A 13,820-nucleotide genomic window follows, 5' to 3' on the forward strand; every position below is an offset into this window, starting at 1 on the left:
TCCAACTTGGAGGTTGGGTAATTGGTGTCTTTAGATTTAGAACAAAATCACAAAACAATTTCCATTGTTTCGCCTTGCTACAACGAAGAAGACAATGTGGCGAATTGCTATGAAACCGTAAAAGCGATTTTTGAGGAAAAGCTGCCAGGCTACAGGTGCGAGCATATCTTTGTCGACAATGCATCCTCCGACCGGACTGTCGAGATCCTGCGAGAGATCGCTGAAAAAGATCAGAATGTGAAAGTTGTCGTAAACGCCCGCAACTTTGGAGTGTTCCGATCCGCCTTCAACGGGTTGCGTTATGCCGAAGGGGATGCCGTGGTCGTCATCCTGCCGGTGGATCTTCAGGACCCGCCGGACATGATCCCGGAATTCGTGCAGCTATGGGAAAGCGGTTACGATGTGGTGGCCGGTGCCCGCACCACCCGCGAAGAGGGGATCGTGATGCGCGCGGCGCGCGGCATCTTCTATACGATCGTCAACCGGCTGTCCGATGTCTGGCTGGAGCCATCAGTGGGTGAGTTCCAGCTTATTGACCGCAAAGTGCTCAATGCGGTGCTGTCGCATAACGACCACTACCCCTATATCCGCGGCATCATCGCCAGTTGCGGGTTTCGCCGCATCATCGTTCCATATGTGTGGCGGGCCCGCAAAAGAGGTGTTTCCAAGCACAATCTGATGGCGCTGACCGATCAGGCGCTGAATGCGATCTTCTCTTTCACACGTGCCCCCATGCGGTTTTGCACGCTGAGTGGTCTGGTGATTGCCATCAGCTGTATTCTGTTTTCCCTCATTTCAGTGGTGTTCTATTTCTTCAATCCGGATTTGGCTCCACGGGGAACCACGACAATCATCGTCGCGCTGTTCTTCCTGTCAGGCATCCAGATGCTGTTTATCGGCATGTTGGGGGAATACATAACCTCGATCCACAATCAGGTGCGGGGCGGTCCGATCGTCACTGAACAGGAACGCATCAATATCGAAGGTCCCGCACGGGACCCGGCGATTGTCAAAGACGAGCACTTGGCATGAAAATGCGCTCAGGTCGGGTGATGTGGCTCTTTGCCGGGGCAATGGCCTTATGTGGCAGCGCGGCCTGGGCTGCGGACCTCGCGGGCAGCAATGCCACATTGGCGGAACTGCGCCTTTGGTATGCGGCCGTGGTGATTGCTGCGTTGCTTGTGGGGGGTGTTTTCCGGCAGCGTGGCCAGTTTCTTTTTGGCTTGCTTGGCGCGGCGCTGCTTTTGGGCAGTGCGGCCCGGTTGTGGTTGACCCAGCCCCTTTGGTTTCCGCGGCTCGAGATTTCCGCGAACCCTCCTGAAAACCTGATCATGCTGGCGATACTTGCGGGGCAGGCGGTGTTGACGGGCTTTGTGCTTGTGCGGCCGCAGGGAAGGGCGGCCATAACGGGCCTGATGGCAGAAGCAGGACGGTGGCGGCTGATTCTTTTGCTGGGGCTGGCTGCGGCCTTTTGCGTTTCTGCGACGCCGTATGTGGCTTACGGGTACTATCTGGCCTTCGGTTTGCAGATCGGGATCGGCGGTGCGCTGAACCTTGTGCAGATGGCGACACTGGTCGCCGTTTTCACAGTTGCCGGGCCTGACCGGGCACCCCGCATTCCGGTGGCTACCCTGGCGGTCTTTGCAACGCTGGCCAGCGCGGCTCTGGCCTGGGCGGCGTTCGACCGCGTGCCTCATGTCGAGGATGAGGTGGCGTATCTGTTTCAGGCGCGTACCTTTGCTGCGGGCGTCCTCGGAAGCCCGGCCCCCCCCGCAGCGGCGCAGCCCGCATTGGAATACTATCTGTTCGACATTCGCGGCGATCAGTGGATCGGCGTGCCGGCGCAGGGTTGGGCCATCGTTCTGAGCCTGGGCGTGCTGGCCGGGGTGCCGTGGCTGGTCAACCCCGTGCTGACCGGGATCTCTGTCTGGCTGGCGCATGGCATCGTGTGCCGTGCCGTCAGTCGCGAACGGGCCGATCTGGTGGCGTTGCTGATGGCCACGTCGCCCTGGGTGCTCGCCGTCGGGGGCACGCTGATGGCACATTCCACGACATTGGTGATGGTGCTGCTGGGATGGTGGTGTCTGCTCAGAGCCGGAGAGGGGTCAACGCGCAGGGATGTCTTGCTTGCGCTTGTTGCAGGTCTGGCTTTGGGCTGGGCCTTTGTTACCCGACAGCTTGATGGGTTGATCATAAGCGTTTTGACCGGCCTGTGGTTGCTGCGACGCCTGCCGGGGGGGATCGGACAGGTGATCGCCTGCGCCTTGGGCGGTGTTCTGTCGGGTGGGGTCTTTTTGCTGCTCAACCTGATGATCACCGGAGACGCGCTGCTGACCCCGCAAGCGGATTACCTGAGCCGGTTATGGCCGGACACGCAGAATGCCTATGGGTTTGGTCCCAATGTAGGGCCACCGGCCGAGAGCTGGGGCGCGCTCGACATCTGGGTCGGGCACAGTCCGGCCGAGGGTCTGCTGAATCTGATCAATGGTTTTGCAGCGCTCAATTACGAACTTCTGGGCTGGACATTCGGGTCCCTGGTTCCGGTTTGGATTGCGTTCATATGGGGCAGAAAGCTGACCGGGTTCGACCGGGCCATGCTGGTGGTGTTCGCGATCCTTGTGGGGGCCCTGTTTTTTTACTGGTTTACGGGCACGTTCTATCTTGGGCCGCGCTACTGGCATACGGCTTTGTTGCCGGCGCTGGCTTTGGCGGCGGCCGGGATCGAGACCGTCCGGGACCGGCTGCCCGAACGGCATCGTGGCCGCCTGCACTGCGTCATCCTATTGCTGTGTGCGGTGTCTGTTGTCAGCTTCACCCCATGGCGGGGGGTGTCGAAATACAATGGGTATGGTGGCTATACCGGTGACATACGTCGGCAGGCTGCCGGGCTTGGAAACGCTCTGGTCTTTGTTTCGACACAGGGCGATATCGGGTCTGCACTCTATCTCAACGATCCGTTCCTGCCCGAGGGCAAACCGATTTTCCTACGTGATATGGGCCCCGAGCAGAACGCAGACATCATCGCGGCCTTCCCGGGCCGCGACGTTGTCTATCTGGGGGATGGCGAATAGGCCCAGCCCAAAGCCAGACCTATTCGGCTGCGTGTTGGCTTTCGCCTGACACGAAGTTGCGCCGGAAATCATTGGCGAACATCGTTCGGGTAAACCGGCCGAGCCCCGAGGCATGTTCGCCAAAGGTTTCGATCCGTGACAGCAAGGTGGTTTTCACCCTTTGATCGACCTGGGTCTGGAACTCGCGGGGGGCATCGAACTGGTAATCCTGCAGCACGCCCTGATATCCCGAATTCCTCCAGGCCTCGACATCGAAAGACGAGCTCCAGACGGGTTCGTGTTCCAGGGTTTCCGAGAAGGGCACATGCAGCATCACGGCGCTGTAGTAATTGATGATCGTGTCGAGCATCTCGTGCGCTTCGTGGTCGTCCTTGTCCAGCAGGTCGCTGATGGCCCGTTTCAGGAAATCAAGTGCTTCGTCCAGCACGATGAACCGGCCAATCATCGAATATTTGCTGAGCAGATTGCCCCCCAATTCGCCGCTGATCAGATCATCATAATTTTCCTGCGCCCAGGCGACACAATCGGCGCGGGTTTCAAACAGCTCCTGCTGGTTTTCCTCCAGATAACCGGCCACCGCATCCCGGAAGGGTTTGGGGGCCTGATCAAGAATGTCCTGCATATGCTTGACGATCAGGAAGGGCCGGATGCCACGGGACCGCGCCAGCCGGAAGGCTTCTTCGAAATTGTCTTCGTAATAGAAGATCGTCAGCAGCAGATGGAAAACACGGGTGTCCAGATAATCCTGGAACGAGAAATTCTCGGACTGGACCACCATTTCCTCGGTCTCGACCACGGTTGGGCCGGTATATTTGCCCAGGCATCGGGCAACCACGCGATGGAGCGTTTTGAAGCCGAATTTCTCGCGGCTGTCGGGGTTGGCCAGCGGTGCGCCGTGCAGCAGCATCAACTGGTGCGCCGCGACCCGGCTGACGCCGGTTTCGATCAGCTGATCGACGGCATCCATGAAGGATTCCCGGGTTTCACCGGGCATGCACAGGATCAGCTCGCCATAGGATTGCATGCCTTTTGAATGCAGCTCCTGCTGTACCTCGGCATAGGTGTCCAGGCTGATATTGTCGCGTTTGATGTTCTTCAGAACTTCCGGATTCAGAGACTGAACCGACGAGGTCATCGGCAACCGGCCCTTGGCCTTGCGCATCACCTTGATGATCCGGTCGCCGCGGTTCTTGCCCGTGGTTGTCCGGATGTATTTCGGCCAGTCGTACCGTTCCATCAGATGGCCCAGGTAATCGGCCACCTCTTCGTCCTGCACGTACATGCCGAAATTGTCATCCGCGAAACAGAGCGGGCTAGCATGGTTGATGCGGGCGACGATGTAATCCAGATCGGCCTTGGTGCGTTCAAAGGAATGGCGGAACACCTTCGAGTTCGATTTGACCGCTGAATTGCAGAACGCGCAGGTGAACGGGCAGCCCCGTGCCAGTTGCATCAGTGCAAACAGGCCGGTGTCGAAGAACTTGTCCATCAGCCCGGCCAGATAGGGCGAGGGGATTTCATCCAGATCGCGGATGCGGGGCGGCTCGGCCCCGCGCAGGATCTCTCCGGTTTCGGGGTGCACATAAAGCGCGCCATCGACGGCTTCCTCCCACATGCCTTCGCGGCGGGCACCGACATCGATGAACCGTTGCAGCGTGCTCAGGAACGCGCGCTCGCCCTCATACGTGGGGCCGCGCACATGCATGTCGATCTGCGGCATGGTCCGGATCCAGCTGTCCTGCTCTTCTTCGGTCAGCGGGAAGTTGGGGCCGCCCATCAGGGTCAGGCTGTTGGGATTGACCGCCTTGACGTAGTCGGCAAAGGACAGGGCCAGATGGTGGTTCCAGGAATAGCTGGAAAAACCGACCATATCTGGCGGAGCTGTGTCGACGGCCGCTTTGAATTCCTGCGGATCACGAAAGATCGCGACCTCGATCGGTGTCGGGCTTTTTGCATGAGCCTGGGCATAGGTCGCAAGATTTCCAACGCCCAATGGGTAGGTGTCCGACGTGGCAGTAACGAGGTTATGTCCAAGATCAGCAAGATAAAGACGCATTGACGATTATCCTTCCAGCACTGGTACCAAATACATTTAACAGTCCATATCCTATTATATATCAGATGGACCGGTTACGGATCGAAAGTGTTTATGTCTGTAGTTTTTAGGCATTATATCAGACCTCCTGCTGCCACGGGAAGCGATCGGTCAGCGCCCGGGAAACAAGGATGAATGCCAGAACGGCCGCGGGCAGAACCAGCAGGCCCTGCGCAAGGATCGGATGCAGTCCCGTGCTCAGAAGAGCTTCGAGCGAAAAGGCGTTGAAAACGTAAACCATGACATATGCCAGCAGGTAGAAGGGCAATTTCCTGAACCCTTTGGTGTCGAATACGATCCGGGCGTGGGTCATGAAATTCCACAACACGCCGATGACGAACGAGATCGCAAGAGCCGCCTGTGCGGGCAGCCCCGACAGGCTCAGAACCGAGAAAACCGCATACCCGAAGGCCGTATTCACGATGCCGACCAGGGCAAAAAGCATGAAGGATTGCTTGCGTAGAAAAGATGAAGATTTCATACGGCCTCCTCCCTTGACCGAAGACACCGGGCGACTCCGGAAGCAATGTCATATTGTGGCATAAAACCGGTCTCGTCCCGCAACCGGGTCACGTCCGCCGCCAGCCGGGGCGGATCGTCCGCTGCGCGGGCGATGGTGCCCAAGCGGATCAGATCGGGCCGGTGCATCTGGTTCGCCACCTCTGCAATCAGGTCTCGAACCGGGGTCGCCGTACCGCTGGCGACATTGACCGGGCCGGTCAGATCGCTTTCCAGCACGCGCAACAAGGCGCGGGCAAGATCATCGACATGCAGGAAATCCCGCTCCTGCCGCCCATCGGTGCAATCAACCGGCCGTCCCGCCCCGAGGTTTGACATCAGATCGCCGAACAGTCGCCCCAGCGGTTCATCCGGCCCGTAGACAAAAAAGATGCGGGCCCATGCCAGGGACAGGCCAAGCGTCTGCTGGCCCGCGCACAGCGCCAGGCCGGCCCCGGCCTTGGCCGCCCCATAAAGGGTGCGGGGGCGCAGGGGGCTGGTTTCGATCAGCTCCGGTACCGACCAGTCATATTCGGCACAGCTTCCGGCGCAGATCGCGCGCTGGCCTCCTGTGCGTGCAAACTCCCGCACCAGATGCAGGGTGGCGGCCATCCAGTCCAGATTGGCCCCAGAAGTCCAGCGGTCGCGCGCGCCGCCATGCCAGGCCAGATGCACCAGATGGCTGGCGCGGGCGGCGTCGAGGGCTGTCGTGGTGGCGCCGGGGTCCAGCAGATCGCAGGGGATGTCGCTTGCCGGGTTGCGGCCCAGCGTCACCACCTCATGGCCCGCCTCTGTCAGAGCCGTGGCTGTCGCGCGCCCGACCAATCCGGTTGCGCCCGTCAGCAGAACCCGTGCCATCAGCTGATCCTGATCTCTGGCACGGCTGTCACGAAGCGGGTGCCGTGCGCCTTCAGGTCGGACAGTTGATCCGTGACCTCGTCCCGGATGTTCCAGGGCAGGATCAGCACGTAATCCGGCGGCGTCTCGCGCAGGGCTTCGACCCCATGTACGGGGATATGACTGCCGGGCAGCAGCGTGTTCTGCTTGGCCGGGTTGCGATCAACGCAGTAAGAGATCAGGTCGGGGCCGATCCCGGCATAGTTCAGCAGCGTGTTGCCCTTGGCGGCGGCACCATAGGCGGCAATGGTGTCCCCCCTGGCATTTGCTTCGCGCAGAAAGGCGAGCAATCCGTCGCGCAGCGCTTCGACCTGAATGGTGAAATTCATATAGCCCTCAGGCCGGTCGAACTGCGCCGCAGCCTCATCCGCGCGGACCTTGGCCAGACCGGGCCCTTCGGGATGGCTGGCACCCTCAAGGCAGGCGAACACCCGCAGCGAACCGCCATGGGTGGGTAGTTCCTCGACGTCGAAGACACGCAGGCCCGCCTTGGCAAAGATCTTCTCGACCGCCAGCAGCGACAGATAGGAGTAATGTTCGTGATAGATCGTGTCGAACTGCACTTCGTTGATCAGGTTCAGAAGGTGCGGAAACTCGACCGTATAAACCGCATCACCCGTCAGAAGCGTGGCGATGCCCGCAACGAAATCGTTGATGTCAGGCACATGCGCCAGCACATTGGCCGATGCGATCAGCGCCGGAGGTTTCTCGGTCGCGGCCACCTTGCGGGCCAGCGCCTCGCCGAAGTAATCGACCAGCGTGCGCACACCTTTTTCTTCGGCTGCCGCCGCCACGCTGCCCGAAGGTTCGATCCCCAGAACCGGGATGCCTTTCTCGACGAAATACTGCAACAGATACCCGTCATTCGAGGCGATCTCGATCACCAGATCATCCGGTCCCAGATCAAGCCGGTCGACCATCTGTTCGACATAGGCCCTGGCATGGGCCAGCCAGCTGTCCGAATAGCTCGAGAAATAGGCGTAATCGGCATTGAAGATCTCATCCGCCGGTACGGCGTCTTCGACCTGTACCAGATAGCAGTCGTTGCAGACCCAGGCATGCAGCGGATAGCGCGGACAGGCCGTGCCCGCGCGCTCGGGCGGGACATAGGAATTGGCCAGCGGCGAAAGCCCCAGATCGACCAGCGTCTGGGTCAGGGCTGCGCCACAGCTCCGGCAAGCGGGGTGTGTCATTGCGGCATCCTCCAGCGCAGATCCTCGCTCAGCGTGCCTGTGCGGATATGCTCTTCAAGCGCTTTCAGCCGCATCAACGGAGATGACCTGAAATCGGCATCGCCAAAGTTGATATCGTTCAGCAATTGCAACAAATCCCGGATGGTGCCTTCAAGCGTCTGAACCGGCTGATGTTCGGGTGCCAGCTGTTTGTAGAGCGAAAAGTCGACCTTGTAAGACCGGTTGTCGGGTGAGGCGTCGGGATTGATCGAGTAGCTGGCCCCGGGGACCGCTTCGGCTACGGCCTGCGCCAGATCGCGGATCTGATAGTTCCACACATCCGATCCAGCGTTGACCGCAAGCCACTGCCCCCCGGCATCTTGGGTCCGGGTGATGGCCCAGTCGATGGCCCGCGCCATGTCGCGCACATCGATCAGCGGCCGCCACGGGCTGCCGTCGCTCAGCACCGTGATCTTGCCAGCGGTGACCGCACAGGCGGCAAAATCGTTCAGCACCAGATCCAGCCGCAGCCGGGGTGACGGCCCGCAGGCGGTGGCGAAACGCAGCGCTGTACGCAGCATCCCCGGCGTGTCCATGGCCGCCAGCGCGCGCTCTGTCCCGATCTTGCTGCGGGCATAGGCGGTCAGCGGGTTCAGGGGCGCGTCCTCGGATCTGGCATCGCCTTCGGCGAAACCATAGACCGAACAGCTGGAGGCAAACACGAAGCGCGACACCCCGGCTTCGGCGGCCAGATGAGCGGCCTGCACGATGGCATCCTGATTGATTTCCGTGGTGACTGTTTCGAACCGGGCACCCATCGGGTCGTTCGAGATGGCCGCCAGTGCAACAACCGCATCCGCCCCCTGGAACAGTGACACATCGATATCGCGAATATCCGCGATGATCTGCTGGTTCAGAACCCGCTCGGGCCACGCATCATGCGTGGTCAGCCGGTCCGAGAAAAACCCGGGATCAAGGCCGATCAGATTGGCGTTGGGGTAGGATTTCCGCAAGGCCGCTGCCACGACCGGACCAATATAGCCCAGATTGCCAAGCAGGATGATTTTCGGAGCGGAACCCAGCATCATTCCCAGACCTTCCATGGAGCATTGCCTTCCTGCCAGCGGGCTTCGAGCTGACGGCGGTCGCGCAGCGTATCCATCGGTTGCCAGAATCCCTTGTGGCGAAACGCCATCAGATCGCCGTCTGCGGCCAGCGTTTCAAGCGGAGCGCGTTCCCAGATTGCGCTGTCCCCGTCCAGCAGATCACCTACCGAAGGATGCAGCACGAAGAACCCGCCATTGATGAAACCACCGTCACCGCCCGGTTTTTCGGCAAAACGTTCGATCTGATCGCTGGCCAGCTCCAACGCGCCGAAACGCCCCGGTGGCACGACTGCGGTGAGCGTGGCGCGTTTGCCGTGGCTTTTGTGGAACGCGACCAGCGAACTGATATCGACATTCCCGACCCCGTCGCCATAGGTCATGCAAAAGGCCTCTTCATCCTTGAGCAGATGCATGACACGGCGCAGCCGCCCCCCGGTCTGGCTGTCCTCTCCGGTATCGACCAGCGTCACGCGCCACGGTTCCGATTTACTGTTTGCAATCTCAAGCCCGCCATTGGCCAGATCGATCGTGACGTCTGAACTGTGCAGAAAGAAATTCGCGAAGTATTCCTTGATCACGTAACCCTTGTAGCCGAGGCAGACGATGAAATCCGTGATGCCGTGTGCCGCGTAGATTTTCATGATATGCCAGATGATCGGTTTGCCGCCGATCTCGACCATGGGCTTTGGAATCTTGACGGTTTCTTCGCTGAGCCGGGTTCCCAAACCACCGGCCAGAATAACACACTTCATAAAATTGCTCCCTCGTTAACAACGAGACTGGCTACCAATTCACTCGTTCGAACCCGGACCTGATGTATCCGAGCCTTTCCAAACATTCACACGCAGTAGGATGGCAGCGCCGCCATCCTGTCAAGATTCACAAGGCCACGAGTCGTGAGGCGCTGAATTCCCTGTTGCTCTGGCGCTCAACCATACACAATGCGGGAAAAGTCACAGCATTGTTGATGCGCGCTTTCGGTCCGTCGACACAGTGAAGGACATCACAGACGCAGCCTGAAAAAAGCGGTCATGGTTCAGGTCAGGCGCCGTGCAAGAGGTGTATGGATCCAATCTATGTTTCGCTTCCGGGCGGGGAGTTTCGGCTGGCTGTGCCAGTCAGCAATCATCGTTATGTTTCAGGGCATTGTGGAAAACGCGTGCTGTTTCGGGCGGTGTGAAAGACCGTCGGTTTCGCAAAACCCAAGCCGGCTTTCGGCACAGGCGACCCGGTTCGGGCCTGTCATCGATTTGCACAGAGTGGCGCAAGTGCGGTTCGTCAAACGGAATGGTTGATTTTTCTGCACGGAAGGGGTGGAACTCAAAGCGCAGGAGCCCCGTTTCGGGGGCTGACAGGATTTTGTTGTGAATCTCGGATAACCTCTTGTAGCTTTAGGTCAGTGTTTTGGTATGGGTGTTAGTCATTTGAAAAAAGATATTGTTCCCGTTGTCGTCATTGGTGGTGGTCCAGCAGGGCTGACAGCAGCCTATGAACTTCAGAAACTGAGCGACACACATGTTCCCCGGGTGTTCGAAGCCTCGGACATGGTTGGTGGCATCTCGCGAACCGAAACGCACAAAGGGTATCGCTTCGACATTGGCGGGCACCGGTTTTTCACCAAGGTGCGTGAAGTCGAGGATATGTGGCACGAGGTGATGGGGGATGATTTCATCACCGTGCAACGCCTGAGCCGCATCTTCTACCGCAACAAATTCTACGACTACCCGCTGCGTATCTTCAACGCCCTTGGCAATATCGGCCCCTACGAGACCTACAAGATCATCGGCAGCTTCATCAAATGGAAGATCCGCCCCCGCCAGCAGGAAGACACGTTCGAAGACTGGGTCGTCAACCGCTTTGGCGGGCGGCTTTATATGCATTTCTTCCACAGCTACACCAAGAAGGTCTGGGGTATTCCGCCGTCGGAAATCCGGGCCGACTGGGCCGCGCAGCGGATCAAGAACCTGTCTTTGCCCAAGGCGGTCTGGAACGCGATTTCCGGGGCCAATGACACCGCCAGCCTGATCGAGGAATTCCAGTATCCCCGCCTGGGCCCCGGCATGATGTGGGAAAAGACCCGTGACTTGATCCGGGAAAAAGGCGGATCGGTCGAAACCCATTCCGAAGTGATCCAGGTGAACCGTGATGGCAATCGCGTCACTTCGATCGATGTGCGCCACTGGACTGAAGATGGCGAAAAACACACCGAGCGGGTGGAGGGCGAAGAGTTCGTCAATTCGATGGCCGTTCGTGATCTGATCCATGCTTTTGATCCGCCGCCGCCACCCGAGGTTGTCGAGGCGGCAGACCGTCTGCGGTATCGTGATTTCCTGATCGTGACCCTGATCCTGGACCACGCGGACCCGTTCCCGGACAACTGGATCTACATCCACAGCCCGCAGGTGAAGGTGGGGCGCATCCAGAATTTCCGCGCCTGGTCCGCGGAAATGCTGCCAGATCAGAACACCGCATCGATCGGGATGGAGTATTTCTGCCAGAAAGGTGACGGGTTGTGGTCGTCAAGTGACGAGGATCTCAGGCATCTCGCCAGTGAAGAGCTTGAAAAGCTGGGTCTGGCCAAGGCCAGCGATGTCATTGACCACGCGGTTATCCGGCAGCCCAAGGCCTATCCGGTCTATGACAGTGAATACAAGGACGCCCTAGACACAGTCAGCGGCTGGCTGAAGACGCTGGAAAACTTCCAGACCGTGGGTCGCAATGGTCTGCACCGCTACAACAACCAGGATCATTCCATGCTGTCGGCGATGTACGCCGCGCGCAATATTCTGGGCGAGGATCATGACGTCTGGGATGTCAATGTTGAGCGCTCTTATCACGAAGAGTTTGAAGCCAAACCCAAGAAAAAGGCGGCCCCGCAATCCGCCGTCCGCAAAAGCACGGCTCTCTGAGGAAGGGGCAGCCCTTCAACTGTGGACCGCAGCGCCCACAGGTTTGTTGGCAGAGGACGGTCGGGGCCGGAATCTGTCCGGCCGGATGCTGACGTGATCGCGTAATCTGTTGATTTCGCGATCTTCGTCCTGATGATCCAGCCGACATCGCAGCCAAACCTCGGTCAGCAGCAACCGCAGCCGCAGATCCGGACCGGCCTCTTCGATGGTGTTCGCCATCTGTGTCCGGGTCAGGCTGAAAAGATCCCCCAAATGGGCGTTCCTGAAGTATTCCGGCCGGATCTCAAGCCGCTGAAACACCGTCGTCCAGAACCCGATCTTGATGCGCTGGCTCAGGGTGTTGGGGATGTAGCGGTTGGCAACCTCGCGGACCACCCATTTGTCGCGGATGAAGGGGTGTGCCTTTTCGAAAACGAACGGAGAGCCCCTGAGTTTGTAGCGTGCCGGCAGATTGATCCCGAACCGGGCAACCTGTGTGTCCAGAAACGGGAACCGCGCCTCGATCCCGGCAGCCATGCCCATTGTATCGTTGCGATGCAAAAGCGTTCGCAGATGGTGGTGCATGTAATCCAAGCTCCATTGCCGGCCTCTTTCCTGAAACTTGCGAGGCAGCTGTGCCAGGCTGTCGGCTACGGCCCGCTTGTCCTGCGCCATCTCGCGACCATTCAGGATGTCGCGGACGTTTTCCATGTTTCCCATCCGGTCAGGTGCCAGGATCGGGCCAACCCCCGGTATTGCGCGTATGGCCGAGCCCAACCCGCTGATCATCCTTTCATACCCGTCTGTCAGGCGTTTGCGGCCAAGCCAGGGGTAGCCCAGAAACAGCTCATCCGATCCTTCGCCTGACAACAGCCCCTTTATCCCTGAATCCGCCGCGAGCTGGGCGATCATCATCAGTGGTGCGCAATTGGGATGATAGGAAAACGGGTATTCGTAGTGACACATTACGCGCGGGATCATGTCGACGAAATCCTGCTCTTCAGCCTCGATGACATGCAGATCAAGTTTCAGGCTTTTGGCCAGTTCCGAGGCGGCGTCCACCTCGCTCCAGGCGCCTTTCACATTGGCGTGGAACAGGGCGATATTCTGGTGCTGGGCCGCTGCGATGGCAACGATCAGGGATGAATCCACCCCGCCTGAGCAAAACGCGCCAACCGGTGCATCCGCGAATAAATGCGAGGCCACGGATTTATGCATGAGATCCGCATATTCATCGACGATATCGGCAGCCGACAGGCCATCGAGGCGGGTCATCTCATCAAGGTCGAGAAAGTCGGTCAGGTGGAAGAAAGAGGCGATGTCGATATTGCCCGATCCGTCATGCCACAGGTAAGTGCCGGGCGTCAGGCTGCGGATCCCCTGATAGAAGGTCGGGCCGCTGGTCGGGCCTCCGAATTTCATCAGGTAAGCCGCGATCGAGTTGACATCGGGTTTCAGGGTTATCCAGGGTTCGAAGGCCTTGATCTCTGAACCGAACAGAAAGGCGGGGCCTTGTTCGGTCATGCCTTGCATCCAGTAAAGAGGTTTCATGCCAAACCGGTCCCGGGCCAGCAGAACCCGGTGTGTCTGCCGGTCGATAAAGGCAAGTCCGAACATGCCATCGAACCGGGCAAGCGCATCTTCGCCCCATTGGATCAGGCTGTGCAGTACCACTTCGGTATCCGAGGTGGTGCGGAACGGGATGCCCAGTGCCTCAAGTTCAGCGCGCAGGGTTCTGAAGTTATAGACTTCGCCATTGTAGACAAGGATGTAGCGGCCGCTTGGGTCCGTAAATGGCTGATCCGACCGGGTGTCGGTATCAACCAGAGACAGGCGTTGATGGGCCAGGCCAAGACCGGGCTCGCTCAGAATATTGCCGGCATCGGGGCCGCGGTGCCGAATGGCGAAACCGCTTTGACGAAGCCGTGTGACATCAGGGGATGAGGTTGTATCCTCTGGGAAAATTCCAAACAGACCGCACATCCGGCACCTCAAATCGCTAAAACTAAATTTTGGGTTCTGAAACGGATCGCTTTCGACAACCGATCAGGTCAAATATATAAAAGGTGGGGTGAACGCCGCATGTCGGGTCT

The 13,820-nt window shown here is 59.0% G+C and carries 10 protein-coding genes; 3 read left to right on the plus strand and 7 right to left on the minus strand.

Going from position 1 to position 13,820, the window contains the following annotated elements:
* The first annotated feature begins 24 nt into the window (after positions 1 to 24).
* Together GS620_RS20435 and GS620_RS20440 are read left to right on the plus strand one after the other, a co-directional pair.
* Complete coding sequence (locus GS620_RS20435) at positions 25 to 1,032, plus strand: glycosyltransferase (RefSeq protein ID WP_171617572.1); 1,008 nt, start codon at positions 25 to 27, stop codon at positions 1,030 to 1,032.
* Positions 1,029 to 3,071 (plus strand): hypothetical protein, encoded by a 2,043-nt coding sequence (locus GS620_RS20440; protein ID WP_171617573.1) that lies wholly within the window; start codon positions 1,029 to 1,031, stop codon positions 3,069 to 3,071. Before GS620_RS20435 ends, GS620_RS20440 begins: the two co-directional genes overlap by 4 nt.
* A 19-nt stretch (positions 3,072 to 3,090) precedes the next feature.
* Here GS620_RS20440 and GS620_RS20445 read toward each other — a convergent pair whose 3' ends face one another.
* From GS620_RS20445 to rfbF, 6 genes are all read right to left on the minus strand, one after another.
* Complete coding sequence (locus GS620_RS20445; RefSeq protein ID WP_171617574.1) at positions 3,091 to 5,127, minus strand: B12-binding domain-containing radical SAM protein; 2,037 nt, start codon at positions 5,125 to 5,127, stop codon at positions 3,091 to 3,093.
* Between the two features lie 118 nt (positions 5,128 to 5,245).
* Complete coding sequence (locus tag GS620_RS20450) at positions 5,246 to 5,647, minus strand: GtrA family protein (RefSeq protein WP_170347032.1); 402 nt, start codon at positions 5,645 to 5,647, stop codon at positions 5,246 to 5,248.
* The gene (locus GS620_RS20455; protein ID WP_171617575.1) at positions 5,644 to 6,522 is read right to left on the minus strand and encodes an NAD(P)-dependent oxidoreductase; all 879 of its coding nucleotides are present in this window, start codon (positions 6,520 to 6,522) and stop codon (positions 5,644 to 5,646) included. The genes GS620_RS20450 and GS620_RS20455 overlap by 4 nt, the downstream gene beginning before the upstream one ends.
* Positions 6,522 to 7,754, minus strand: a complete 1,233-nt coding sequence (locus GS620_RS20460) for a class I SAM-dependent methyltransferase (protein WP_171233821.1) — start codon at positions 7,752 to 7,754, stop codon at positions 6,522 to 6,524. Before GS620_RS20460 ends, GS620_RS20455 begins: the two co-directional genes overlap by 1 nt.
* On the minus strand, positions 7,751 to 8,836 hold the full coding sequence (locus GS620_RS20465; protein WP_216597976.1) for an NAD(P)-dependent oxidoreductase: 1,086 nt from the start codon (positions 8,834 to 8,836) through the stop codon (positions 7,751 to 7,753). The genes GS620_RS20460 and GS620_RS20465 overlap by 4 nt, the downstream gene beginning before the upstream one ends.
* Positions 8,818 to 9,591 (minus strand): glucose-1-phosphate cytidylyltransferase, encoded by a 774-nt coding sequence (gene rfbF, locus GS620_RS20470; RefSeq protein WP_170347026.1) that lies wholly within the window; start codon positions 9,589 to 9,591, stop codon positions 8,818 to 8,820. The genes GS620_RS20465 and rfbF overlap by 19 nt, the downstream gene beginning before the upstream one ends.
* Positions 9,592 to 10,263: 672 nt before the next feature.
* Here rfbF and GS620_RS20475 point away from each other — a divergent pair.
* Positions 10,264 to 11,748: an NAD(P)/FAD-dependent oxidoreductase gene (locus GS620_RS20475; RefSeq protein ID WP_253282636.1), complete on the plus strand. Its 1,485-nt coding sequence runs from the start codon at positions 10,264 to 10,266 to the stop codon at positions 11,746 to 11,748.
* A 15-nt stretch (positions 11,749 to 11,763) separates the two neighbouring features.
* Here the strand turns inward: GS620_RS20475 and asnB are convergent, their stop codons facing one another.
* Positions 11,764 to 13,710 carry an asparagine synthase (glutamine-hydrolyzing) gene (asnB, locus tag GS620_RS20480; protein WP_171120412.1) on the minus strand — a complete coding sequence of 649 codons (1,947 nt, stop codon included), beginning with the start codon at positions 13,708 to 13,710 and terminating at the stop codon, positions 11,764 to 11,766.
* Between the last annotated feature and the right edge of the window lie 110 nt (positions 13,711 to 13,820).

The sequence above is a fragment of the Ruegeria sp. HKCCD6428 genome, assembly GCF_013110595.1.
Lineage (GTDB): Bacteria > Pseudomonadota > Alphaproteobacteria > Rhodobacterales > Rhodobacteraceae > Ruegeria.

Bases quoted from the DNA above. Each gene is read 5' to 3' on its own strand.
- GS620_RS20440 (WP_171617573.1), top strand. From the start codon at position 1,029: ATGAAAATGCGCTCAGGTCGGGTGATGTGGCTCTTTGCCGGGGCAATG.
- GS620_RS20465 (WP_216597976.1), bottom strand. From the start codon at position 8,836: ATGGAAGGTCTGGGAATGATGCTGGGTTCCGCTCCGAAAATCATCCTG.
- rfbF (WP_170347026.1), bottom strand. From the start codon at position 9,591: ATGAAGTGTGTTATTCTGGCCGGTGGTTTGGGAACCCGGCTCAGCGAA.
- GS620_RS20455 (WP_171617575.1), bottom strand. From the start codon at position 6,522: ATGGCACGGGTTCTGCTGACGGGCGCAACCGGATTGGTCGGGCGCGCG.
- GS620_RS20445 (WP_171617574.1), bottom strand. From the start codon at position 5,127: ATGCGTCTTTATCTTGCTGATCTTGGACATAACCTCGTTACTGCCACG.
- GS620_RS20460 (WP_171233821.1), bottom strand. From the start codon at position 7,754: ATGACACACCCCGCTTGCCGGAGCTGTGGCGCAGCCCTGACCCAGACG.
- GS620_RS20450 (WP_170347032.1), bottom strand. From the start codon at position 5,647: ATGAAATCTTCATCTTTTCTACGCAAGCAATCCTTCATGCTTTTTGCC.
- asnB (WP_171120412.1), bottom strand. From the start codon at position 13,710: ATGTGCGGTCTGTTTGGAATTTTCCCAGAGGATACAACCTCATCCCCT.